This window comes from Pseudodesulfovibrio sediminis (assembly GCF_020886695.1).
Taxonomy (GTDB): Bacteria; Desulfobacterota; Desulfovibrionia; order Desulfovibrionales; family Desulfovibrionaceae; genus Pseudodesulfovibrio; species Pseudodesulfovibrio sediminis.
In genome coordinates, this window is record NZ_AP024485.1 from 1980869 (window position 1) to 2006608 (window position 25740).

Here is a 25740-nt window from a genome sequence, read left to right on the forward strand (position 1 = left end):
GGGTGATCATTACCTAAGCTTAGGCGTCGGGGATGATCTTAACGTAAGGCTTCTTGAAGACAGTAGTCACGCCAGTGGCGGGATCGTACTTGGAGTTACAGAAGCACTTCCATTTGGAGTCATCCAGGCCCATGAAGTCGCCGCGGTAGTAGAAGCCCGGGTAACGGGATTCTTCGCGGAACTCGATGTGCTGCATGTGCAGACGGACGGTCCAGAGGCGGTGGAACTGTTCCCAGCAGCGCATCAGTTCGTGGAGGTCACGAGCTGCGAGCTTCTTGGAATCTTCTTCCATCATGCCGAGCAGCCAGAAACCGGTGTTCAGCAGAGCCTTGGAGGTCATGTACAGGGTAGCAACACCACCACCGTATTCATCGGTGCACTTAACGAGGCGCATCATGAAGTTGTGGGGAGTGATGTAAGCGGGGTTGACAACAGGATCGGTGGAACCGCCCTTGTTCTCTTCGTATGTGTACCAGGGCTGGTAGATCTCTTTGGCGAGGTCAGCAGCGTTTTCTTTCAGGGAAGGCTTGAAGTCCTTGTGGTCAACAACCCAACGGACCATCTGCTTACCGACGATGCGGCCTTCAGCATGGGAACCGGAGGAGAACTTGTGACCGGAAGCGCCAACACCATCAGCACAGGTCCAGAGGCCGTTGACGGTGGTCATACGGTTGTAGACCTTACCGTTGTCAGCTTTGACCTTGTAGGACTCGGGAACCCATTCTTCGTCGGGACCGGAACACCAGATGCCGCAGCAACCGGAGTGGGAACCGAGGAGGTAAGGCTCGGTGGGCATGATCTCGGAACCGCGGTCTTCAGGAGCGCAGTTGGTAGCAGCCCAGAGGTTGGCCTGGCCAACACACATGTCGAGGAAGTCTTCCCAAGCCTCAGACTCGAGGTGCTTCCATTCGGGACCGGACAGGTCGCCGCCGACGGTGTTCAGCAGGGCAGTCTTGGTGTCCATGAAGATCGGGCCGCGGCCTTCACGCATTTCACGGAGCATCATGTGGTTACGCAGGCAGGTGGGGATAACGTGACCCTTGGCGTAGCCGCGATCCTCGTAAGGCTTCAGCATAGCACGGTTGGTCTCGCAGTAATCTTCACCTTTGTAGTTGGTAGCTTTGGCCTTGAAGAGAAGGAACCATGCGCCGACCGGACCGTAACCGTCTTTGAAACGGGCGGGGACGAAGCGGTTTTCCATCATGGTCATTTCGCCGCCAACCTGGGCAACCATGGTGTAGGTGGAACCAGCGTTCCATACCGGGTACCATGCACGACCCATACCCTCACCAGTGGAGCGGGGGCGGTAAACGTTAACAGCACCACCACAAGCGACAACAGCAGCGTTGCACTTGTACAGGTAAACTTTGTTCTCACGAGTGGAGAAACCAACAGCACCAGCGATGCGGTTGGGCTCGTTGGCGTCCAGCAGCATCTTAACGATGAACACACGCTCAACGTAGCGGTCTTCGCCAATGGCGTTCTTTGCAGCTTCAGCAACGATGCACTTGTAGGACTCACCGTTGATCATGATCTGCCAACGACCGGAACGAACCGGAGCGTCGCCGTTACGGATGGCCAGGCCTTCAGCCTTAGCTTTGGCGCCGTCGAGGTTCTTGCCGTCTTTCTTGACCCAAACGGGGAGACCCCATTCTTCGAAGAGGTGAACGGAATCATCAACGTGGCGGCCGAGGTCGAAGATCAAGTCTTCACGAACGATGCCCATGAGGTCAGTACGAACCATGCGGACGTAATCGTCAACATCGTTGTCACCGCAGTAGGTGTTAATGGCAGACAGGCCCTGTGCAACAGCACCACCACGTTCGATGGCAGCTTTGTCGACGAGCTCGAGGGTGATGGAAGGATCAACTTTCTCGATCCAACGCATAGCTTCAAAAGCTGCACCACAGTTACCCATGCCGCCGCCGACCATCAGAATATCAACGTCTTTCTCGATGATTTCCGGCTCGGCGAGAGCAACACCTTTGGAAGCTTCTTTGCTGGGAAGCAGAGGCATAATATTACTCCTAGTATTTAACGTAATTCAAGTAGTCTAAAAGACAAACAACGCAAACCGGTACTAGACCAGGCTGGCGTAATCTTCCATCTTCCACTCTTTCTTCAGGTCAGCTTCAGTAATAGAAGCCTCTTCCATAGCAGTTGCGATCGGGGCGACGAGCTCGGTCTCGGTGAACAGCAGTTCGTTGTCGAGATCGGTCGGCTCGGGCTTGCCTTCGAAAGGCTTGATGGAACCTTCAGGAGTGGTACGGATGGGGAACTTGAAGCGTTTCACGCTACCGTTACGGAATTTAATGGTCCACATGATGTCTTCAGCGGAACGCATCGGGATGGAAGTACCACCCATGGGTGCGAAGTCAGCATACGGACGAGCTTCGATTGCGCCCTGAGGGCAAATCTTTACGCAGGAGTAACACTCCCAACATGCGGAAGGTTCCTGGTTGTATGCCTTCATTTCATCAGCATCCAGGATCATCAGATCGTTCGGGCAAATGTACATGCAGGCAGTCTTTTCTCCGCCTTTACAGCCGTCACATTTTTCCGGGTTAACAAAAGTCGGCATAACTTCTCCTCCTAAATAGGGTTTTATTATTCACAAGAACCGACATCCTCTACCTAAACAAAAATACGTCACCCCTTTTTCCGGGGCGGAAGTTGGGAATTAGCAAGAGGGAACATCCTTGTCAACGTGAAAGTGAATTTTTTAACAAGCGTATTCCATCCCACTTGGGTTGATTTTGAGCAAATAGGCGATAAACGTATGTCCGGCCTCAATTTACGCCCAAAACCCTCTATCCAGCGCAATGTGGACTTTCCCATAAAAACCACTCAAGTTTTTAGTGTAAATAAATGACCATTAGCAAGCCTTTTTTATGATCTTTACCCAATAATAACATTTTTTGTGTAAACGCTTGTATTATTTCAATAATTAAATGAAGTGCAGCCTATGTTTCTCTAGACTTTTTTACGAGATTTTCTATGACTCGAAACCGTCACTATTACAATACAAGAGTGTAACCACTCCGCCGGAAAAAACGCTTGACACGACTTTCACAAACGTACAATAAGGGCAGACCCTTTAATTGGGAAACAATCATGGACGTCGGGCGTAAAATATTCGCACACCATGTATTAAGGCAATGGTTTCATTGACAAAAACTATTTTTAGGAGGCTTAAATGTCCAACCTCGTAGCACCTCACGGTGGAAAAGGTCTCGTCTGCTGCCTGCTCGAAGGCGCAGAGCTCGAAGCTGAAGTTAAAAAAGCTGAAGGTCTGAAGACCCTCGAAATTTCTGACCGCGCCAAGGGCGATATCATCATGATGGGTATCGGCGGCTTCTCTCCGCTGAGCGGCTTCATGACCCAGGCTGACTGGAAGGGCGTCTGCGCCGACTTCCTGATGGCCGACGGCACCTTCTGGCCCATCCCCATCACTCTTGACACCAACGACGAAGATGTCGCTGTTGGTGACGAAGTCGCTCTGAAAGCCGCTGATGGTACCGTTTACGCTACCATGGCCGTCGAAGAAAAGTACGAGATGACTGAAGCCGACAAGAAGTGGGAATGCGAACAGGTCTACAAAGGCGAAGGCGAAGAGTCCGCTGACGATGTCTTCTGGAAGATCGCCATGGAAGATCATCCGGGCGTCCAGATGGTTATGGCTCAGGGCAAGTACAACCTGGCCGGCCCCGTCAAAGTCCTCTCCGAGGGCGACTACGCTGCTCGTTTCCCCGGTGTCTACCTGACCCCCGCCCAGATCCGTGCCGAGATGGAAAAACGTGGCTGGTCCAACGTTGCCGCTCTGCAGCTGCGTAACCCCATGCACCGCTCCCACGAATTCCTGGCCAAGATCGCTGTTGAAGTTTGCGACGGCGTCGTCATTCACTCCCTGATCGGTAACCTGAAGCCGGGCGACATCCCGGGTGACGTCCGCATCGAGTGCATCCAGATCCTCATCGACAACTACTTCGTTCCCGAGAACGTCATCAACGCCGGTTACCCCCTGGACATGCGTTATGCTGGTCCCCGTGAAGGTCTCATCCACGCTACCTTCCGTCAGAACTACGGCATCAACAACATGCTCATCGGTCGTGACCACGCTGGCGTCGGCGACTTCTACGGTCTGTTCGAAGCTCAGGACATCTTCAAGAAGATCCCTTACCAGGATGGTTGCACCGCCGAGCCCGGAAAGGCCCTGCTCTGCAAGAACATGAACATCGACTGGACCTTCTACTGCTACAAGTGCGACGGCATGGCTTCCATGCGTACGTGCCCCCATACCAAGGAAGACCGCGTCATCCTGTCCGGTACCAAGCTGCGTAAGGCCCTTTCCGAAGGCGCCGAAGTCGTCGACCACTTTGGTCGTGACGAAGTCCTCGTGCGTCTGCGCGAGTACTACGCATCCCTGACCGAAAAGGTCGAGGTCAAGATGCAGAAAGCTGCTTCCGGCGCAGACATGTAGTTCTGTCCGGTCGCTCTTTAGCTGACCATTCCAAGGGGGCCGACCGATGTAGGCCCCCTTTTTCATGCCCAATCTCAATTGTTTCATCCGACAAGAATCCGCAAGCCATGTTTATAATCTATGGAATCCGGAGCAAAGAGCACCCGGTTCAGTATACCCACAACGTCTACTGCGACAACTGCGGCCATACAAACCACACGGCTCAGGCCTTCACAAAATACGCACATCTTTTCTGGATCCCCTTTTTCATCACCTCCCGCCCCATCCTGCTGACCTGCGACAACTGCGATCACATCATGGACAAGCGAGAGCTTTCCAAAGAGGACAAGAAGCGCGTCAATCAAGCCTTTTTCACCCCATTGAACACACTGCCCTTCTTTTTAGGGGTGGGATTGCTCCTGCTCGCTGCCTTTCTTTATCACCTCGACAATCAGGAGATACGGCAAAAAGAACTGGCAATGCTTGATCAGCCCCAGGTTAATGACATTTATATTGCTGATTATTCTAAGCTTTTTAACGGGATCGACTTTGAAGGATACAACTTTGGCGCGTTAAAAATCACATCACTCCAAGAGGACGGGATTTCATTCGCAGTCTCCATAACGTCATACAGAAGCGATTACGGCGTGGAACGAAAACTTCGGGAGGGATTTCCCGATCCAGACTCTTTCGTAGACGATGAAATCCTCATCCCCTATGACGACGTCAGAAAACTCTACAATTCCGGCACGTTCTCTGGCATCCACAGGGAAAAAGCCGATAATCCCTAGTCGCTCGGAGCATATCCTTCACTCCGCGCCGCCGACAGGCGGCTTCAAAACCTGACCTACAACGCCTTGGAATTACGCTTAAAAAAAAGCCTCCCGAAGGAGGCCTTGTGTGTTGGTATTTGGTTTGTGCTACTGCTTGAGGTGCCAGACTCCCTGGTCGTCGCGCCAGGCCTTGGCCATGATCTCCTGACCCTCTTCGCTCTTGATGGTCACGTCGCGGTAAATCTTGTTCTCCGAGACATAAGGCGGAGTGGGAGTCGCTGTGTATGAGCGCCCCGTGTCTGGGTTGGTCCACTGCGCAGGCTCGTTGGAACGTCCCTGCTCCAGAGTCTGTTGGACCTTTTGCTCGTCAGCCTTGTCCCATTCGTTACCGACAATGTAGCCCATAAGCGTACCGACACCTGCGCCGACCGCAGCGCCGAGCAACTTGTCGTTAAAGGTCAGCGCGCCGATGGTGGCACCGGCCAGGCCGCCGACAGCGGCTCCTTGTTGCGCCCTGTTGTTGGCGCAGCCGTATGCAACCATCATGAAACAAATCAACAGCAGGGGAATCAGTATTTTTCGCATGGTTTTCCTCCATGGTTTCTCGAGGAGTGAAACACGAACACGTCACTGTTGCCCATCCCTTTGCCTCCTCAGCAAACCGGAATTGGCTGCCCCCAATATACCCCAATCCTTCGGTCTTGTCCTCCCTGATACGCAAACGCATCGTCTCCTTTGTAAAATTCAAGAAAATCTTGAGCTTCCAAAAAAACACACGCAAACATCTTGCCTCCACCACTGATTTCATGCAGGGATGTTGATCTATGAACGAAAGATCCCGGGCAATGATTCTCATGGCTGTCACGGCACTCATCTGGAGTTCCGGAGGCCTAGCCATCAAGCTGGTGGACATAAATCCCATGGCCATCACGGGGTTCCGGAGCATGCTGGCGGCCCTGACGCTGGGCGTTCTCTTCCGCCGCCGACTCCACTTCTGTTTTTCGCCCATCCAATGGGGTGCGGCCATGGGATATGCCGGGTTGCTCATTACCAATGTGGTCGCCACCAAGCTGACGACCTCGGCCAATGCCATTTTGCTGGCCTATACCGCGCCGGTCTATGTGGCCATGCTTGCGCCGTGGTTGCTCAAGGAAAAGACGCGGCGCAGCGATTGGGTGTTCATCAGCGTGACCGTGGGTGGCATGACCCTCTTTTTTCTCGACAAACTCTCACCCTCCGGCCTGTGGGGCAACATCATCGCCATTGGCACAGGCTTTTCCTATGCCATATTCACCCTGTGCATGCGGGCGCAGAAGGACGCTTCGCCCGTGGAATCGGTCATCATGGGCCATGTAATCACGGCTCTGTGCGGCCTGCCGTTCATGTTCGATGCCATGCCCGATTTCGAAAGCTGGACCGGGCTGATCTATCTCGGCATCTTTCAACAGGGCATCTCCCTGGCGCTGTATACCTGGGCGATCAAACGACTTGGCGCGCTGGAAGCCATCCTCATCATGATGCTGGAGCCGATCTTCAATCCCCTCTTCGTGGCCATCGGCTACGGCGAACTGCCCGGCCTGTGGGCCGTGATCGGCGGACTCGTCGTCATGGGTGCAGTCACGCTACGCGGAGCCATGGGCGCATTGCGAAAAGCGTGATGGGAAGCCGCCTTTCGGCGGATTTGATCAGGTGATTTCGCCCCCGGCGGCCAAAGGACATGTCCTTTGGAATCCTTTTTTTTCCTTCGGAGCGGTATAATAACAATATTCTTCCCGCCTTCCTTACAGCGATTCAAAGTTTCAACCCTCTCTTTTTTTAACCAACAAAAAAACACACGCCCGCCCCCACATCGCCGAAGGCCCAACAAAAAGTTTAGGAAAAGGAGGGGATGGGGGTCTGGGGGAAGGGGAGGAAAAAGCCCTTTTCAAAGGGTTTTTCCTCCCCTTCCCCCAGCCGCCGGAGGCCACCCCCACACTACTGCTTGCATATCGCGGAATTTCGCGCTAGGAAGGCCAATCCCTTTTTTGAAGGGAAACCATATCATTTATAAGGAAGACGGAAAGACAATGATCAAGATCCGCAAAGACGACGACAGGCGTGGTGCCTCCAATGGCCAGCGCAAAGACGACACACGTAGCGATTCCCGTTACGATGACAAGCGTAGCACTCCCCGCTACAATGACAACCGAGGCGACTCCCGCAGGGACAACAGCCGCGGTGACTCCCGAACCAACTCCCGCAATGACGATCGGCCGAGCAGACCTCGCCGAGACGAAAGCCGTGGCCCGCGCAAATTCGAAAAGCGCGAAGGCCCTCGTGGCGCTGGTCCTCGTGGCGGCAGACGCCCTGGCGGCCGGGACTTCTTCGGCAACAAGCCCGAGCGCGCTCCCATCAGCGATGAAGATTACGTGGCCAAGGCTGACGTGGTCGCCGGACACCGCTTCACTGATATTTCCGACATCGACAACCAGGTGCTGAATCTGCTGGAAAAGCGTGCGTTTCTCATCCGCAAGGAAGGCGCATGGCGCAAATCCAGACAAAAATCCCTGGTCGATCCCAAACTGGAGAAACTGCTCCGAGGGTCTTTTGACGCCAAGGCGAGCGAGCTCGGCCTGGATGCCAAGCTGACCAAATCGCTGTTCACCCTGCTCAACCAGTTCTCCCTGGCTGATGTCCGCAAAAAATTCGAAGGCGACGGCTACAAGCTCGCCCCGCGTGTCGAGCCGCTTTCAGCCAGCATCTCCGGCCCACGCTCCTTCCGCTACACACGCATGATGCTGGCCATGGCTGCCAGCGCAGGCGCTCCGGCCAAGCTGGCCCCGGTGACCATGAACGCGCCCAACAAGGATCTGGCCAAGGCTCTCAAGCAGGCCAAGTCCCCCATCCACTGGGATGACGACTACATCAAAAACGAAGGCGGCCGGACCCTCCATTTCGAAGGCAACATGATTTTTGTCGGCGAAGACCCGTTCAACTTCTACATGCTGCTCTGTTTTGCACTCGGCCACGCCGGTCGCTGCAAATTCACCGGCAAACCCGCCCTCCAGCTCATGGACATCGCCAGCCTCAACAGAGTACTGCCCCGTCTGGGTGCTCGGATGGTGCCCATCAATCCGAACAACCCCGGCCTGCCCGCCCGTCTCGAATGCGGAGGCGCCATGGACGAAGCCGTGACCCTGCCCGGCGGCACTGATCCCGATTTCGCGGCGGCCCTGACCCTGGCTGCCTGGTCTTTCCCCGGCGGCCTGACCATCAACGGTCTGACCAAGGAAGCCCGTGTCCGTGTGGCCGAGGCCGTTGAAGTGCTCAACGACTGCGGCATCACTGCGGAGCTGAAAAAGGATTCCGTCACCATTTCCGACGGTATTCCCACCATCGAGCCCACTCCGACATTGCCGTTGTCAGTGAAATTCAATAGCCTGCTCATGGCCCTGCCGATCATGTCCGGCGGCAGCCTGAACATCCAGGGGTCCTGGCCCAGGAACGAGACCACTGACCGGATCGTTCAGGAGCTGACCAACCTTGGTCTCAGGATTGACATAGCCACCGAAAATATTGTCGTATCCAAAGAGGGCGACGTACCTGAAAACGGCACCATCACCCTTGGCGAAATTCCCGATCTCCAGCCCCTGGCCCTGGCCCTGGGACTCCGATTGGGCAACGCCACATTAACCGGCACATTTGACGGGACCATCACCGAATTGCTTGACCGCATGAGCGCGCTGTACGAAGAAACCGAGGACGGTCTCGTACTCAAGCCCGGCACCAAGCGTTGGGACGGCACGTGGTACAGCCCGGACCCGATCTGGTCCATGGGATGTGCCCTTTCCGCCTATGTCGTTCCCGGCATCCTGCTGGAGAACCACGGCGAAGTGACCGCCACATGGCCCGAATTCTGGAACTTCTACAACTCCCTGCCCACCGGCAAGATGAAACCCAAACCGGTACGCGAGAAGAAAGATGACACAAGAAAACGCATCAAAATCAGATAAACGACTCAGCGACGACATCCCGACCCTGGAGGCCGAGGTGGTCACGCTGACCAAGGAACTCGAAGACACCGTGGTGGCCATACGCACGTTCATGGAAGCCGAAGACCCGAGAAACGGCATTTACCACCACGAGGAAATATTCCGATTGCAGCAGGATAAACTGCGACTGGATGTGGAGATCAAATTCCGCACCAACAAGATCAACCGGATCAATCTCGGCATTGACGAGACAGGACCCTCGGAAGGCGTGAAAAACGGCTTCCTGTTCTGATCGGTTGTACAGGGAACGTCTATGATTGCGGATGGAAACGGCTGTTTTCATCCGCATCGTCTACCCCCTCCCTGCCACGTTGGGATAGAGTGAGATAATAAGGATAGTACCGCATCTGACCGTGAACGGACCGGAAATGAGAGCCCCGGAGACACCCCGCACGCAGGTGATTTGAGAGAGACCCTTTTGACTTGAACAGGAGAAAGCATGGGCAAGAGCATCACCCACAAGATCATTGAGAAGCACCTTGTTTCCGGCGAGATGGTCGCCGGACAGGAAGTCGGTCTGCGCATCGACCAGACACTGACCCAGGACGCCACCGGCACCATGGCATGGCTGCAGTTCGAAGCCATCGGCATCGGCGAAGTCCGCACGGACCTGTCTGTCAGCTACGTGGACCACAACACCCTGCAGATGGGATTCCGCAACCCTGACGACCATCGCTATCTCCGCACCGTCGCCGCCAAATCCGGCGCAGTCTTTTCCCCGGCCGGCACCGGCATCTGCCACCAGCTGCACCTTGAGAACTTTGCCAAGCCCGGCGCGACCCTCATCGGCTCCGACTCCCACACCCCCACCGCAGGCGGCATCGGCTCCATGGCCATGGGCGCAGGTGGCCTGTCCGTGGCACTGGCCATGGCCGGTGAAGCGTATTTCATCCCCATGCCCAAAGTCGTCAAGGTCGAGCTGACCGGCGAGCTGACCGGCTGGGCCGCAGGCAAGGACGTCATCCTTGAGCTGCTCCGTCGCCTGACCGTCAAGGGCGGGGTGGGCAAGGTCTTTGAATACGCCGGTCCCGGCGTAGCCGCACTGTCCGTGCCAGACCGCGCCACCATCACCAACATGGGTGCCGAGCTGGGTGCCACCACCTCCATCTTCCCGTCTGACGACAAGACTAAATTCTTCCTGGAGAAAATGGGCCGTGGCGAAGACTTTGTCGAACTGATCGCCGATGCCGACGCCGAATACGACGAAGTCATCGAGATCAACCTGTCCGAGCTGGAACCGCTGGTCGCCCAGCCCCACATGCCCGACCAGGTGTGCAAGGTCAAAGAACTGGCCGGCAAAAAGATCGACCAGTGTGCCATCGGCTCCTGCACCAACTCATCCTATTCCGACCTCAAGAACACCGCGCAGATTCTGAGCGGCAAAATGACACCGGCAGAGACCGATCTGATGATCTCCCCCGGCTCCAAGCAGGTCATGAAGATGCTCGCCCGCGAAGGCCTCATCGAACCGCTGCTGGATGCAGGCGCCCGTCTGCTGGAATGTTCCTGCGGCCCGTGCATCGGCATGGGTGGCTCCCCGGTTTCCGCCGGTGTGTCCGTCCGCACCTTCAACCGCAACTTCGAAGGCCGCTCCGGCACACAGGACGGTCAGGTCTATCTGGCCAGCGCCCAGACCGCTGCACGCCTCGCGCTTGACGGCGAGTTCACCGATCCCGCCACCTGGGGTCCGGCTCCCGAGCGCGTGGAACTGCCCGAAGATGTCCCGTCCATCCGCGACCTGTTCGTCTTCCCTCCGGCCGACAAGAGCGCTGTCGAGATCCTGCGCGGCCCCAACATCGTGGCCCTGGAAGACTTCGACAAACTGTCCGACACCGTGGAAGCCAAGGTGCTGCTCAAGGTGGAAGATAACATCACCACCGACCACATCCTGCCTGCCGGTGCCGAAATTACCGCCCTGCGGTCCAATATTCCGGCCATCAGCCAGTATATCTTCAGCCGTGTGGACGAAGGCTTTGTCGGTCGCATGAAAGAACACGGCACCGGCGTCATTCTGGGCGGCGACAACTACGGCCAGGGTTCCAGCCGCGAACACGCAGCACTCGGCCCCCGTCATCTCGGCGTCAAGGCCGTCATCGTCAAGTCCCTGGCCCGCATTCACCGCGCCAATCTGGTCAACTTCGGCATCCTGCCCCTGTTGCTGGTAGACCCCGCCGACTACGACGCGTTGTCCGAAGGTGATGATCTGATCATCCCGGCCAACGCCATGACCCCCGGCGGCACCATTGACATCACGACCGGCTCAGGCAAGAGTGTCACTGTCACAAATGATTTGACCAAAAAGGAACTGGAGATTATCCAGTCAGGTGGCCTCCTCAACGCTGTGCGTGAAGGTCAGGCATAACCTTGGAATAAATTCCGCGCCCTCGCATGAGGGCGCGGATTGAATTACAGAGCTATTGGAGCGCAAATGTTAGAAATCATGCGTGAGAACGCATCGGGTTGGATCGTCAAGATCCTGTTCGCCGTCATCATCGTTGTCTTTGTTTTTGCCTTTGGTATGTCCGGGCTGACCAATTCCGGGGATCCGGTCATGGCCTCCGTGGACGGCAAGACCATCACACGGGCCGAATTTCAGTTGGCCTACAACCGCGCCACCGAGATCGTCAGGCAGTCCAACCCGCAGGTCACCCAGGCCCAGCTCAGGAGCACCCAGTTCAAACAGCTCGTCATGAGCAACCTGATGGACGAAATTCTCCTGCTCAATGAAGCTGATAAACTCGGCGTCTCCGCTTCAGACGATGAAGTTGTCGCCGGTATTTCCGCCCAATCCATGTTCAAGAATGCCGATGGCAAGTTTGATCCCAACATCTATCAGGGCAGACTGCGCCAGCTCCGCATGACACCGGCTGAGTATGAAGCGGACTTCAAGAAGGAACTGATGATGGACAAGGTCAGGCAGCTCGCGGTTCGCCCCGCAGAGGTGACCGAGGCTCAGGCCCGCCATCTCTTCAACTGGCTCGGCGAACAGGTGCGCATGGACTTCATCGAAGTGGCTCCCAATGACTTTATTGACACGGTGACTGTCAGCGAAGACGAAATCAAGACGTTCTTCGATGCCAACACCGAACGCTTCACGGCCCCCGCGCAGGTCACGCTCCGTTACCTCACGTTCACCCCCGAAGCCCTGGCCAAAAACGAAACGGTCACGGATGAGGAGATCGCCAGCTACTACGAAGCCAACAAGGCTTCCATGGAGCAGAAGGAGCAGGTCCGCGCCCGTCACATCCTGGTCATGTCCAAGGACAGCGACCCCGAAGAAGTGCAGGCCGCCGCTGCCAAGAAGATTGAAAAAGTATTGAAAAAGGCCCAGGCCGGTGAAGATTTCGCCGCTCTGGCCAAGGAATATTCCGAAGGCCCCTCCGGCCCCAACGGTGGCGAGCTTGGATGGTTCGCTCGCGGCGCCATGGTGCCCGACTTCGAGGCCGTCGCCTTTGCCACCAAGAAAGGCGAAATATCCGGTCTGGTCAAAACCCGTTTCGGCTGGCACATCATCAAGGTCGAAGACCACAAGGATGCCAAGCTCAGGACACTGGACGAGGCCAAAGACGAGATCAGGCAGGAGATCGCTCAGGAAAAGGCGGCCGAACAGGTCACTGAACTGCTGGATCAGTCCATGGATCGCCTCGTTTCCGGCATGAGCATCAGTGACATCGCCACCGAGTTGAAGCTGACCGTAGAGACCAGCGAGCCCATGCCCGCGGCCTTCCTGGGCCAGATTCTCGGCATCGCTCCCGAAGTCGTCACAGTGCTGGAAGAACTGCCCGCAGGCACGGCGCAGCAGACCCCCGTGGCCATCAACGGCGGCTACATTCTCGCAGAGAAGGTCGAGGACATTGCTCCGGCCCTCATCGAGCTGGACAAGGCCAAGCCGACCATCATCAAGATTCTCAAGGAACAGAAAGCAACCGAAAAGGCCAAGGCCAAGGCTGAGTCGATCCTCGCCGCCCTGACCGGTTCTGACGCAGCCAAAGTTGCCAAGACATATGCGGCCCGCATCATGACTTCCGAGTCCTTTGATCGCCAGGGCAACATCCCGGCGCTCGGCGCAAGTCAGGAACTGACAACCGCCCTGTTCAACGCCAAGGATGACGCATGGCTGCCCACGGTATACGCCCTGTCCTCCGGCATGGTCGTGGCTCGCCTGAACGAGCGCATCCCGGCCTCTGACGCCACATGGGCAGAACAGAAGGCTACCTGGATGGAACAGGTCAGCCGTGGATATAGCCAGGAAATGCTGGCAGCCTACATGGAAGAGCTGAACAAGAACGCCACCAAAGAGATCGCGCGTCCCGACCTGCTCCAGTAAGTCACAGACACACCACAAGGCCCGCTCGGTACTACCGAGCGGGCCTTGTTCATTTCTGCAGTATCAGTGAAATGCCATTGGTTAGAGGCTTCCACTCACTCCATGGAGGTATCACCTCTTCTTCCTGTATTTCTTTATTTCCCTTGCAAACAGGGCAACATCCCTCCAGCGTTCCTTTTCCACTCTATCCGCACTTTTATGTTGTCTCTCCGAGAGGTACGCCAGCTCCCGTTTCATCTTGTGATAGCTTTCAAGGCGATCCTGCGAAAGCTCGCCACCGGCAACAGCCTCCAGGACACGGCAGCCGCACTCCTGCGTATGCGTGCAGTCGGAGAAGCGGCATTCCCGGGCAAGCATTTCAATTTCTGCCAAGGCGGAACCAGATCATTCTGTTGTCTACGCATTACCCATTGGCGGCAACGGCGAACACAATCTCCAATGATCTTATAGACATACTATCTCCTTACAACACATCAACTGAACAACAAAAACGGTATGCAGCACGGACGTACATCCTGTCAACATCCCGCCACTGAAAAGACCGCCCGAAACCGCCGTGATCAGGGCATGGTCATCAAAGCGTAAAACCCTTCCGACTCATGCCCATGCATGGTCTGGAACACGGTCTCCTCGAACACCTTGACGTCGAAATCGAAAAACAGGGCTTCCATGTGGTTGATGTCATGGTGCCGCACCACCCCGCCGTCAGGCAGATCGAAGATGCCATAAATGCCATACCGTTCCTTGCCGGCCTTGTACCGATCCAGATTGTGCTTGTCCCGGTTCAGCAGGAAATCGGTCATGTAGAGCACGCCTCCCGGCTTGAGTACGCGCCGCATCTCGATGAGCGTCTCAGCCTGGGTCTTTGTCTCGATCATGCAGGTGAAGACGCCGAGCATGATCGCGGCATCAAAGGAATTATCGGCATACGGCATGGAGCCGCCGGGGTAGGCCATGAGGTTCAGGTCGGGATGTTCCGCTCGACCACGCTCAATCAGGGTGGAAGAAAAATCGAGACCGGTAAGATTGGTATACCCGGCGTCACGCAACTCGGCCATGCTCCGGCCATAGCCGCACCCGAAATCAAGAATCCGGGCGTCCTTGGAGACATATTTCCCGAAGACATCCAACTCCAAAGGCGTGGTAAAGGTCTTGTCCACGCACTTCTCCGTCCAGTATGTTCGTTGATCGTCGATATCCATATTTCAAGCCATGTATGTTTTGCCCAGGTGGAAGTACCTAAAGGGTCAGTCGCACATTATAGAGATTGCGCCCACGCTGCACACGCATGAGCACGGTTTTCTGCAATCGGTTGCGCAGGAAGGCGTTCAGCAGATCAATGCCGGAATTCAGCCGCCTGTTCCCGATTTGATGAATGACGTCACCAGTCTGCAGGCCGAGTTTGGCTGCCGCCGATCCCGGAACGATGGTCGTCACCTTGGCACCGGAACCCTTCTTCTGGTCAGCCAGCTCGAATCCCCAGCGGGCGCGAACCAGATCAAGAGCCATGCGTTTGTCCAACACCTGAGGCTTCAAGGCATACCGTTTCTGCTTCCCTTCACGCAAGATGTTCAGGGTCAGCGATTCCGACTGGGTCACATTGAAGAGTTTGGTGAGATATTCGTCCTTGTTGGTCACTACCTGACCGTTGATTGCCAGCACGATATCTGCGGCCTTGAGGCCCGCCCTCTCGGCCGGAGTGTCCGGGTAGACCTCGGAGATGAGCATGCCCTTGAGATTTTTCAGGCTGAAGTAGCGGGCGGCCGCCTGATCGATATCCTGACCGAACAGGCCGAGCCAGATGGGAGAGACGTGGCCGGTATCAAGCAGCTCCCGAACAACAAATTTGGCCTTGTTGATGGGAATGGCAAACCCGATGCCTTCGGCCCGGGCGTCAATGGCGGTATTGATACCGATGAGTTCTCCGTTGATGTTCAGCAGCGGCCCGCCGGAGTTGCCGGGGTTGATGGCCGCGTCGGTCTGGATGAAGCTGCCATACGCGCCCTGGTTGGTCTTCATGGGCCGATTCAAGGCCGAGACCACGCCGGTGGTCACTGTATTGGAAAACCCAAAGGGATTGCCGATGGCAATGACGGTCTCGCCGATATAGATATCGCTGGAATCCCCCATGTTCACTTCCGGCAGATTGGACGCCTTGTCCAGCTTCAGCACCGCCAGATCGAAATCCGTATCCGAACCGACCAGCTCCGCACGAAAATCGCGTCCATCCTTGAGGCGCACGGTGATAACCCCGCCGGAAGCGACCACATGGGCGTTGGTCAGGACCAGCGCCTTCCTGCCGTCGATGATAACCCCGGAACCAAGGTTCTGGGACTCCCGGGGCCTGTTGTTGTAAAATTCCTTGAAAAACTGATCAAAGAACGGATCGCCAAACGGAGTACGCCCCCCGCCCTGCACCTTTTTGGTGACCGTGATGTTGACAACCGAGGGGCTGACCATCTCCACGGCCTCTACCACCGGAGTGCGGCGATGATCCGCGTGGGCCAGACCGGCTGTCAGGAGAAAAACGAGTGCACTGAATACGAGAAATCTTTTGATCATTCTATCTGCCTTCCGCCATGGCCCGAAGCCTGGCTATGCGATCTTCGATGGGGGGATGCGTTGCAAACAGGGAAGTCGCCCGCCTTCCGCTGAACGGATTGACGATGAACATGTTTTCCGTGGCAGGGTTGCCCTTGAGCGGAATCTGGTGCGCGGCCGCGTCGAGCTTGGAGAGCGCCCCTGCCAGAAAGAGGGGATTCTGCGACAGGTGCGCGCCCGTGGCGTCGGCCAGGTATTCACGGGACCGAGAGATGGCCATCTGGATCAATCCGGCTGCCAGCGGAGCCAGCAAGGCCATGACCAATGCGGCAAACGGACTGCCGCCTTCATCGTCATCGCCACCCAGACCGCCGAAGATGGCGGTGAACTGGAGTATGTTGGCTATGAACACAATGGCACCGGCCAGCACGGCCGCAATGGACTGGATGAGTATATCCCGATTGGCGATGTGCCCCAACTCGTGGGCGAGCACGCCCTTGAGTTCGTCAGGGGTGAGCATGGAGACGATACCCCGCGTGACCGCCACAACCGCGTTATCCGGATTGCGGCCCGTGGCAAAGGCGTTGGGGGCGTCCTGGGGAATCAGGAAAATGCGCGGCTTGGGGATATTGGCGGCAGCCGCCATTTCTTCCACCACCCGGTGAATATGCGGCGCGTCGCCCGGCGAAAGCGGGCTGGCCTTGTACATCTTGAGTACGATGGTATCGGAATACCAGTAACTGCCCAGATTCATGAGCATGGCAAAACCGAATGCCAGAAAGAGTCCGGCACGACCGCCCATGGCTCCGCCGATCAGCATGAGCAGACCTGTGAGTAGTCCGAGTAGCAAAACAGTCTTTATCTGACTGGTCATGTCAACAGTGTCCTCCGATAATCACGATATCGTGTTGAGAACAATAGATAGGAATTTCGAAGAAAAGGTCAAGGAGAGAATCAAGGCGATCCTGCGCCGTACTCCCATCACACACGCCTTGCCTGTCAATCATGAGGGTACGTCCGAAGTGGCTCCCGGCTTCAATAGCGGGCCTTGATGGCAGCAAAAGTGCCGTCCTCTTTCATCGACTGAACAGCCGCACTGAACTGATCGGCCAGCTTCTGGCTCTCGGGACCGTGGATGCGGGAAAAGAACAGATAGAGTGGCTCCCGGCTCAATGTATACAGGACTTCAACATCATCCAACTCACCGGACTTTTTGAGTAAGTGCTGACTCACCTCCTGGCTGGCCAAGATGACATCCACTCTCTTGTTCTGCAGCATGTCGATCAGTTGCGTCATGGATTTTGCAAAGATTTTTTTCAATCCCACCATGTCATCAAACTCTTTGCCGTACGCATAGTCCCTGACAACGCCGATGCGCAGAGAGTGCAGCTCGTCCAGAGACTTGATGCTTTTCCTGCTGTTTTTGAGCGCCAGGACCACATTGGTCTCTGCGGCCAACGGACTGTCAGGAAAGATAGCGATTTTCTCTCGCTCCGGGGTTTTGAACCCGGATGAGAGGGCGAGTATCTCGCCTGTTTTCAGCTGATACAGTCCCCGTTTCCAGGGTCTTGGTTCAAAAGAGGGTGTCACCCCCATGCGCCTGAACGCCTCACGGGCAAGGTCAATATTGATTCCTTTGACCTCACTGTGCTCGACATATTCATATGGAGGGTAGTCCTCGAAAACCACGAGCAGATCATGGGCCTTTCCGGAAAACGGCACCAGAACTCCCCACGTCAGGACAAGGCTGAAAACAAGATAATAACCGAATCTCATTGAGTAAAGATACCTGCACCGCTCCCTAAGAGCAAGCAACAAGTCAACAGCCCAAAATAATGCGACAGACCGCGCAAAAGCGTCACCTTGATCGAAAAAAAACAATTATGAATTGCTCGAAGATGAAAATCATATTAATAAGGAAAACAATCTCCAACCGTTGTACCAATCCGTGAGGGCGGCAATGCGAACCAGCCAAGATGAAAACATTGATGTAAAGAACACTGAAATTCCGATCGTCGGACCTGCCAAAATTCAGAATCCGTCCGCATGCGGGCAGTTCGTAAATGAAGACGACGCCGTACTGGTGAACATTTCCCGCCGTAATGTAGACGGCTCCGGAAAAAGCAAAAAGCACCCGAAGCATGTCTTTTTCGAGCCGGCAGGACCGCGCGAAAAGATTTACTATGATCCCAGCAAGACCAAATGCGCGGTGGTCACCTGCGGCGGGCTCTGCCCCGGCTTGAATGACGTCATCCGGGCCATCGTCATGACTCTGCATCACGGCTATCATGTACCGTCTGTGGTGGGCATCCAGTACGGTCTGGCCGGATTCGTGCCGGAGCAGGGATATGACGTCGTGGACCTGACGCCTGACTATGTCTCGCGCATTCATGAATTCGGCGGCACTGTGCTCGGCAGTTCACGCGGTCCCCAGGACCTGGAAGTCATCGTGGACGCCCTGGAACGCATGAATATTTCCATCCTCTTCATGATCGGCGGCGACGGGACCATGCGGGCCGCCTCCAGAGTGGCCGAGGAGATTCACAAGCGGGGACTGTCCATTTCCATCGTCGGACTGCCCAAGACCATTGACAACGATATCAATTTCGCCTCGCCCTCCTTTGGCTTCGATACCTCCGTGGAAACTGCGGGTATCGCCATCAAGGGCGCGCACATCGAAGCCACGGGCGCTCCCTGGGGAATCGGACTGGTCAAGGTCATGGGCCGGGATGCCGGGTACATCGCGGCACAGAGCGCCCTCTCGTGCCAGGAAGTCAACTTCTGCCTCATCCCTGAAAGCCCCTTTGACCTCCACGGCGAGAACGGATTTCTGGCTGTACTGGACAAACGCATGAAAAAACGGGGCAACGCCGTTATTGTCGTGGCCGAAGGAGCCGGGCAGGAGCTGCTCGAAGAGTCCGGCAAGACAGACGCCTCGGGCAACGTCAAGCTGGCTGATTTCGCCACACTGCTCAAAGACGAGATACTCAGCTATTTCAGAGCGAAAGATATAGAACCGACGCTGAAATTCATCGACCCGAGTTATATCATCCGTTCCGTTCCGGCCAATGCCAATGACCGCATCTACTGTTCGTTTCTCGGCATTTACGCGGTCCACGCAGGCATGACAGGGCGCACTGGGTTTGTCGTCTCCCGCTGGAATGGACGCTATGTGCATATTCCCATGGACCTGGTCACCAAAGGCAAAAAACGAATAAACACGCAGTCCAACTACTGGAGAGCTGTCCTTGAGTCCACAGGGCAGCCCATGAGCATGAAGAACAGGTAAAAGGAAATGATTATTATTCTTGATTTGTTCTCAAGTCAGGTGTAGGTTCCTCGGAATGTTGAGTATTTATTGAAAGAGGCTAAGGTTTTCTCAAGCAATATCCGCAAGGGGGTTTGTATGGATGTGCTGATGCTTTCCAGGCTGCAATTTGCTGCAGCCACCATGTTCCACTTCATCTTCGTCCCACTGACGCTGGGACTTTCCATACTCATCGCGTATATGGAAACTAAGTACGTCCGTACCGGCGATGAAGTATATCTCAAAATGGCAAAATTCTGGGGTAAAATTTTCCTGGTCAATTTCGCCCTCGGTGTCGTTACCGGCATCACCCTGGAGTTCCAATTCGGAACCAACTGGTCCAGATATTCCGCCTATGTGGGCGATATTTTCGGTTCGCTGCTGGCCATTGAAGCAACGGCTGCATTCTTTTTGGAATCCACCTTCATCGGTGTCTGGCACTTCGGTTGGGACAAGCTCTCACCCAAGGCCCACGCCACAGTGGCATGGCTGGTTGCAGGCGCATCCAACCTGTCCGCAGTCTGGATTCTCATCGCCAACGGCTTCATGCAGGACCCCAAGGGATATGTTCTCCGCAACGGTCGGGCAGAACTGAATGACTTTATTGCAGTCATTACCAATAAATGGGCATGGTTGGAATTCTTCCATCAGATCCCGGCAGCACTCACTCTTGCCGGCTTCTTCGTCATGGGCATCTCCGCATGGCACCTGCTCAGGAAGAGCGAGACGGATTTCTTCAAGAAGTCTTTCAACATCGGCGTGACCGTCGCTCTGGTCTTCTGCATCGTCACTGCAGTTGAAGGCCACTTCCACGGTAACAACATGTCCCTCAAGCAGCCGGCCAAACTGGCTGCCATGGAATCCCACTGGGTAACACAGACCAACGCCCCCATGTACCTGCTCATCGTTCCCGGTGAAGACGGCAACTTGGTGGAAGCGCTGCCCATTCCCGGTGCACTCAGCTTCCTGGCGTACAATGATTTTAACGCCGAAGTGAAAGGGTTGAACGATATTCCCAAGGAAGATCGTCCGCCTATCACCATCACGTTCCTGGCATTCAGGACAATGGTCGGTCTTGGCACCCTGTTTATTCTTCTTGCCGGTTTTGGCTGGCTCAAGCGCGCCAAACTGGAACAATACCCGCTGTATCTCAAGATACTGCCCTACTGCATCCCCCTCCCCTACATTGCCATGTGGGCGGGTTGGACTTTGGCTGAGGTCGGACGTCAGCCGTGGATCGTATACGGACTCATGCGTACGTCCGATGCGGTCTCACCCGTTGGCGCAGGCGAGGTCAGCTTTTCGCTGGTGCTCATGTGCCTGCTCTACACCCTGCTCGGCGCTGCCGGTATCTGGCTGATGATCAAGCTGGCCAAGAAAGGCCCCGAAGACAACAGCCCAATCCAGGTTTAGACCTGCAAGAGAATAAGGAGATTATCTAATGAATAACTTCATGGAAATTGGTTCCTTGCACTACTACCTGGCGATGATCTGGTTCGTCCTCTGGGGTGTGCTGTGGGCCGTCTATTTCATTCTGGACGGATTTGATCTGGGTGTGGGCACTCTGCTGCCTGTTCTGGCCAAGAACGAGGCGGAAAAACGCGCCATGCTCAATTCCACCGGTCCCTTCTGGGACGGCAACGAAGTCTGGCTGATCAGTGCCGGCGGTGTCACCTTTGCCGCCTTCCCGTATGCCTACGCGCAGATGTTCAGCGGACTGTATACCGCCCTCATGCTGCTGCTGTTCACGCTCATCGTGCGCGGCGTTTCCTTCGAGTTCCGCTCCAAGGTGGAAAGCGACACATGGAAAAAGATCTGGGACACCGCCCACGCGGTCTGTTCCTTCCTGCCCGCCCTGCTGTTGGGCGTGGCCTTTGGTAACATCTTCCAGGGTATCCCCCTGAATGAAGTCGGATTCTCCCAGGCCGGACTGTTCGGTCTGCTGAACCCCTACGGCATTGCTGGTGGTATCCTGTTCGTGACCATCTTCCTGATGCATGGCGCGCTGTGGCTCTGCATCCGCGCCACCGGCGACCTGCACGCCCGTGCAGAGCTCCTGGCCACCAAACTGTGGCCCGGCGTTGTGGTCCTGACAGTCCTGTTCCTGGCTTATTCCTCCGTAACAACCAAGTTGTTCAACAACTATCTGGTCTACCCGGCACTCTTTGTCATCCTGCTGCTTCCCGTGGTCGGTCTGGTGCTCATGCGCACCTACCTCGGCGCCAAGAAGTACTGGATGGCCTGGGGAGCATCCTGTCTGTATATCGGCGGCACCGCCCTGTTCGGCGTGGTGGGCATCTTCCCGGCCATCATCCCGTCCAATCCCAACCCGGCCAACAGCCTGACCATCATGAACTCCGCGTCCAGCGTGCTGACCCTCGAAATCATGCTCGGTGTGGCCCTGGTGTTCGTGCCCATCGTCATCGGCTACCAGTTCTGGGTGTACAAGACCTTTGCTACTCCCATTACCGAAAACGACATCCACTACTAAGAAGATAAAGACCAAAGCCCCCTGCATCGATGATGCAGGGGGCTTTCTCATGGGTAATCTTCACTGGCATCATTCGAGGCTTGGGAGGATGGGTCAGATGTGCATTTATAGTGAATTGTTGGCAAGTCTTCGAGCCGTACAAGATCTAATACCCTTGGGCGATCGGGCGCAGCCCGACCGGAGGCGTGGCCCGGCTACGGTGATGGATCGGACAAGACCAAAAAATGTGCAGATGGCCCGCTCTCCCAAGCCGATACTCCGGCCCACAAAAAAAACGCCCCCATAAAGGGAGCGCCTTGTTTTTGTTGCCTTTTGGCCGGACTACTTCAAAGCGACATAGCGCTCGGCTATGATATCGAAGTAGGAGCGGGATGAGACATCTGCCCATGCGCCCCACTGTTTCTGGAACTTGTCAAAGGAGGCAGCGACCCTGGTTGCCAGCGAAGACTTGGCGGCTTCTTCGGCAATGACCTCGCGGGCCATGACGCGCAGATCAGCCAGAACCTTTTCCGGGAAACGCTTGAGCTGCACATTGTGCTTGGTGACCAGTTCTTCCAGAGCCGCACCGTTATGGGCCTCGAACTCACACAGGGATTCCTGGTTGGTCTCGGCAGCGGCGACCTTGAGGATGGCCTGGAGATGCTTGGGCAGGGCCATGAACTTGTCTTTGTTGAACATGGCGTCCAGACAGGTTCCCGGCTCATGCCATCCTGGATAGTAGTAGTATTTCGCAGTCTGGTAGAAGCCCATGCGCAGGTCATGGAGCGGCCCGACCCATTCTGTTGCGTCGATGATGCCGCGTTCCAGCGAAGTAAAAATCTCACCGCCGGCAAGCAGGACAACAATACCGCCAGCCTTGGCGATCACTTTGCCGCCCAGACCGGGGATACGTATCTTGAGACCTTCGAAGTCCTTGATGTCGTTGATTTCCTTGTTGAACCAGCCACCCATCTGGACACCGGTGTTGCCCATGGGGCGACCAATCAGGTTGAACTGGCCATACACTTCGTCCCATAGGTCAAGGCCACCGCCGGAGTAAAACCAGGCATTAAGGCCCTGGGCAGACAGTCCGAAAGGCACTGCCGAAAACCACTGGCACGCGGCATCCATGCCAGCCCAATAATAGGCTGAGCCGGAACCGCACTCTGCCGTACCGGAAGAAACAGCGTCAAATACGCCCAGGCCAGGGACCAACTCATTGGCCGCGTAGACCTGAATCTTCATCTGGCCGTCAGAAAGCAACTCGACCTTTTCGGCAAAGGACTCTGCGCCGGTTTGCAGGATGGACAACTTGGGTGGCCAGGTTGTGACCATTTTCCAAATGATTGTTTTTTTGACCTGAGCCGGGGCGGCTCCCTGATTGGCGGGTTTGTCCTCGCCATTGCAGCCAGCGAGCAGGGCAGTGCCACCGGCAAGACCGGCAATGGCAGCTTTACTCAGAAAATCACGTCGTTTCATCATTCCTCCAGGGGAGACGTTGCATGGGCCGTCCAGGGGGCCGTCGATGGACCGCATTTGCTTCTATAGCTTTAAAAAAATGCATTATTTCAGAAAGAATAGCAAGCGCTCCTCCGGTATACATGACTCTCTCCGCCACAAACAAACCAGCGACACAAGGCATAAGAAAAGGCCCCCGCCATGGAGCGGGGGCCTTTCACTATTGAATTTTGAATAAGAAAGCCTAGCTGAGCAGATCCTTGTTGCCTTCGACCAGATCGGTCACAACACCCGGATCGGCCAGGGTCGAGGTATCACCGAACTCGTCGCTGCCTTCAACAATCTTGCGCAAGACACGGCGCATGATCTTGCCGGAGCGGGTCTTTGGCAGCCCATCGGCGAACTGAATGAACTCAGGCGTGGCAATGGGGCCGATCTCCTTGCGCACCCAGATCTTCAATGCCTTGAGCAGGTCGTCGTCAGGCTCAACGCCGGATTTCAGCGTGACATAGGCGTAGATGGTCTCACCTTTCACATCGTGCGGCATGCCGACAACTGCGGCCTCTGCCACGTCGGGATGGGCAACCAGTGCGGATTCGACCTCGGCAGTGCCCATGCGGTGACCGGACACATTGATGACATCATCCAGACGCCCCATGATCCAGAAGTACCCGTCATCGTCCATGCGGGCACCGTCACCGGCCTCGTATGCGCCGGGGAAACCGGCAAAATACGTGGATTTGTAGCGATCAGGGTTGCCCCAGACATTGCGGAGCATACCGGGCCACGGCTTGTCCACGATCAGATGTCCGCCCTCGTTGGCATCGGCAACACTGCCGTCACGGCGCACGATCTTGGCGGAAATACCAGGCAAGGCCTTGGTGGCGGAGCCGGGCTTGAGCGGAGTGGCATACGGCAGCGCGGAAATCATGATACCGCCAGTCTCGGTCTGCCACCAGGTATCCACGATGGGCAGCTTACCGCCACCGACATTGTTGTGATACCACAGCCACGCTTCGGGGTTAATGGGCTCACCCACCGAACCAAGCACACGCAGTGAGGAAAGGTCATAATTCTTGACCCATTCCTCGCCTTCACGCATGAGCGCGCGAATGACCGTGGGCGCGGTGTAGAAAATATTGACCTTGAACTTGTCCACGATCTGCCAGAAACGGTCTGGCCTGGGATAGCTCGGAACGCCCTCGAACATGACCGAGGTGGCACCCAGCGTCAGCGGCCCATATACAATATATGAATGACCGGTGATCCAGCCGACGTCAGCAGTACACCAGTAGACATCGTCATCTTTCACGTCAAAGACACACTGTGTAGTGTGCGCCGCATACAGCAGGTACCCGGCGGTGGTGTGCAGCACGCCCTTGGGCTTGCCAGTGGAGCCAGAGGTATACAGGATGAACAACGGATCTTCAGCTTCCATCTCCTCGAACGGACAATCGGAGGTGATATCCTCGGCATTGACTTCTTCGTGCCACCAGGAGTCACGGCCCTCGACCATATTGATCTCATTGCCGCCGCGCTTGACCACGATACACTGTTCGATGGTCGGGCAGTCTTTCAACGCCTCGTCAGCATTACCCTTGAGCGGAATGGTCTTGCCTGCGCGCAGGACAGCATCGGCCGTGATCAGTACCCGGGCCTGACAATCGTCGATGCGGGACTGGAGCGCGATGGAGGAAAATCCGGCGAAGACGATGGAGTGCAGTGCGCCCAAACGGGTGCAGGCCAGCATGGCGATGGCCAGCTCGGGGATCATGGGCATATAGATGGCCACACGATCACCGCGTTTGACGCCCTTTTTCTTGAGCACGTTGGCGAACCGGCAGACTTCGGTATGCAGCATCTGGTAGGTATAGACCTTGACGTCCTCTTCGGGTTCGCCCTGCCAGATGAGTGCAGCCTTGTTGCGACGACCATCGGTCAGATGACGATCCAGGCAGTTGTAAGAGACGTTGGTCTTGCCGCCGGAAAACCACTTGAACTCGGGTTTGTCATAGTCGGCTTCAAGGACGGAATCGAAATCGGAAAACCAGGTCAGCAGCTCCTTGGCCCGATCCCCCCAGTATCCGTCGGGATCATTCAGCGCCTTTTCGTTGGCCGCGTCATACGCTTCCATATTCTGAATCCAGGCCTGGCCCTGCTTGGAAGCATCGGGTTCAAAGATCTGCCCTTCCTTTTGCAGGCTTTCGATTTTCTTCTCTTCGCTCATCTGGTGTACTCCTGATCTATGCGTTGTTTTCTCAGTGTCCTGAAAATGGACCGCAACATTCTGAAATGTGATGGTCAGCGCGCAGTGCCGCGACTGACTAGATATCATTTATAGGAACCAAAACACAACCGCGCCCTTTTTTAGGTA

At 55.9% G+C, this 25740-nt stretch carries 20 protein-coding genes; 10 read left to right on the forward strand and 10 right to left on the reverse strand.

The window, feature by feature from the left end:
* Positions 1–19: 19 nt before the first annotated feature.
* Positions 20–2017 (reverse strand): adenylyl-sulfate reductase subunit alpha, encoded by a 1998-nt coding sequence (aprA, locus tag SRBAKS_RS09550; protein ID WP_229590646.1) that lies wholly within the window; start codon positions 2015–2017, stop codon positions 20–22.
* Positions 2018–2080: 63 nt separating this feature from the next.
* Positions 2081–2581, reverse strand: a complete 501-nt coding sequence (gene aprB / locus SRBAKS_RS09555; protein ID WP_229590647.1) for an adenylyl-sulfate reductase subunit beta — start codon at positions 2579–2581, stop codon at positions 2081–2083.
* Positions 2582–3196: 615 nt separating this feature from the next.
* On the opposite strand from aprB, the gene sat reads away from it, so the two are divergent.
* A complete protein-coding gene (sat, locus tag SRBAKS_RS09560; protein ID WP_229590648.1) occupies positions 3197–4480 on the forward strand; it encodes a sulfate adenylyltransferase in 1284 nt (427 codons plus the stop codon).
* 107 nt (positions 4481–4587) lie between these two features.
* Positions 4588–5250: a hypothetical protein gene (locus SRBAKS_RS09565; RefSeq protein WP_229590649.1), complete on the forward strand. Its 663-nt coding sequence runs from the start codon at positions 4588–4590 to the stop codon at positions 5248–5250.
* A gap of 129 nt (positions 5251–5379) precedes the next feature.
* Here SRBAKS_RS09565 and SRBAKS_RS09570 read toward each other — a convergent pair whose 3' ends face one another.
* Positions 5380–5817, reverse strand: coding sequence for an RT0821/Lpp0805 family surface protein (locus SRBAKS_RS09570; RefSeq protein WP_229590650.1), 438 nt, complete (start codon positions 5815–5817; stop codon positions 5380–5382).
* A gap of 239 nt (positions 5818–6056) precedes the next feature.
* Between SRBAKS_RS09570 and SRBAKS_RS09575 the strand changes: the two genes are divergently transcribed.
* The 5 genes from SRBAKS_RS09575 to SRBAKS_RS09595 all read left to right on the forward strand — a co-directional run bounded on the left by SRBAKS_RS09575 (position 6057) and on the right by SRBAKS_RS09595 (position 13590).
* Positions 6057–6890, forward strand: coding sequence for a DMT family transporter (locus tag SRBAKS_RS09575; RefSeq protein WP_229590651.1), 834 nt, complete (start codon positions 6057–6059; stop codon positions 6888–6890).
* A gap of 408 nt (positions 6891–7298) precedes the next feature.
* A complete protein-coding gene (locus tag SRBAKS_RS09580; RefSeq protein ID WP_229590652.1) occupies positions 7299–9224 on the forward strand; it encodes a chorismate mutase in 1926 nt (641 codons plus the stop codon).
* On the forward strand, positions 9193–9495 hold the full coding sequence (locus SRBAKS_RS09585; protein ID WP_229590653.1) for a hypothetical protein: 303 nt from the start codon (positions 9193–9195) through the stop codon (positions 9493–9495). Before SRBAKS_RS09580 ends, SRBAKS_RS09585 begins: the two co-directional genes overlap by 32 nt.
* A 207-nt stretch (positions 9496–9702) precedes the next feature.
* Positions 9703–11625 carry an aconitate hydratase gene (locus SRBAKS_RS09590; RefSeq protein ID WP_229590654.1) on the forward strand — a complete coding sequence of 641 codons (1923 nt, stop codon included), beginning with the start codon at positions 9703–9705 and terminating at the stop codon, positions 11623–11625.
* A 66-nt stretch (positions 11626–11691) separates the two neighbouring features.
* Complete coding sequence (locus SRBAKS_RS09595; protein WP_229590655.1) at positions 11692–13590, forward strand: SurA N-terminal domain-containing protein; 1899 nt, start codon at positions 11692–11694, stop codon at positions 13588–13590.
* A gap of 111 nt (positions 13591–13701) precedes the next feature.
* On the opposite strand, the gene SRBAKS_RS09600 is transcribed toward SRBAKS_RS09595, so the two are convergent.
* The 5 genes from SRBAKS_RS09600 to SRBAKS_RS09620 all read right to left on the reverse strand — a co-directional run bounded on the left by SRBAKS_RS09600 (position 13702) and on the right by SRBAKS_RS09620 (position 17907).
* Entirely contained in the window at positions 13702–13962 is a 261-nt protein-coding gene (locus tag SRBAKS_RS09600; protein WP_229590656.1) for a ribosome small subunit-dependent GTPase A, read from the reverse strand.
* Positions 13963–14150: 188 nt separating this feature from the next.
* Positions 14151–14792, reverse strand: coding sequence for a class I SAM-dependent methyltransferase (locus tag SRBAKS_RS09605; protein WP_229590657.1), 642 nt, complete (start codon positions 14790–14792; stop codon positions 14151–14153).
* 37 nt (positions 14793–14829) lie between these two features.
* Entirely contained in the window at positions 14830–16152 is a 1323-nt protein-coding gene (locus tag SRBAKS_RS09610) for a trypsin-like peptidase domain-containing protein (RefSeq protein WP_229590658.1), read from the reverse strand.
* 1 nt (position 16153) lies between these two features.
* Positions 16154–17005: a zinc metalloprotease HtpX gene (locus SRBAKS_RS09615; RefSeq protein WP_229590659.1), complete on the reverse strand. Its 852-nt coding sequence runs from the start codon at positions 17003–17005 to the stop codon at positions 16154–16156.
* A 161-nt stretch (positions 17006–17166) separates the two neighbouring features.
* The gene (locus SRBAKS_RS09620) at positions 17167–17907 is read right to left on the reverse strand and encodes a substrate-binding periplasmic protein (RefSeq protein WP_229590660.1); all 741 of its coding nucleotides are present in this window, start codon (positions 17905–17907) and stop codon (positions 17167–17169) included.
* A 184-nt stretch (positions 17908–18091) separates the two neighbouring features.
* On the opposite strand from SRBAKS_RS09620, the gene SRBAKS_RS09625 reads away from it, so the two are divergent.
* From SRBAKS_RS09625 to cydB, 3 genes are all read left to right on the forward strand, one after another.
* Positions 18092–19420 (forward strand): ATP-dependent 6-phosphofructokinase, encoded by a 1329-nt coding sequence (locus SRBAKS_RS09625; RefSeq protein ID WP_229590661.1) that lies wholly within the window; start codon positions 18092–18094, stop codon positions 19418–19420.
* A 117-nt stretch (positions 19421–19537) separates the two neighbouring features.
* Entirely contained in the window at positions 19538–20851 is a 1314-nt protein-coding gene (locus SRBAKS_RS09630; RefSeq protein WP_229590662.1) for a cytochrome ubiquinol oxidase subunit I, read from the forward strand.
* A 28-nt stretch (positions 20852–20879) separates the two neighbouring features.
* On the forward strand, positions 20880–21929 hold the full coding sequence (gene cydB, locus SRBAKS_RS09635; RefSeq protein WP_229590663.1) for a cytochrome d ubiquinol oxidase subunit II: 1050 nt from the start codon (positions 20880–20882) through the stop codon (positions 21927–21929).
* A 321-nt stretch (positions 21930–22250) separates the two neighbouring features.
* On the opposite strand, the gene SRBAKS_RS09640 is transcribed toward cydB, so the two are convergent.
* Positions 22251–23387, reverse strand: coding sequence for a TRAP transporter substrate-binding protein (locus SRBAKS_RS09640; protein ID WP_229590664.1), 1137 nt, complete (start codon positions 23385–23387; stop codon positions 22251–22253).
* 223 nt (positions 23388–23610) lie between these two features.
* Positions 23611–25593 carry an acetate--CoA ligase gene (gene acs, locus SRBAKS_RS09645; protein WP_229590665.1) on the reverse strand — a complete coding sequence of 661 codons (1983 nt, stop codon included), beginning with the start codon at positions 25591–25593 and terminating at the stop codon, positions 23611–23613.
* Positions 25594–25740: the final 147 nt, after the last annotated feature.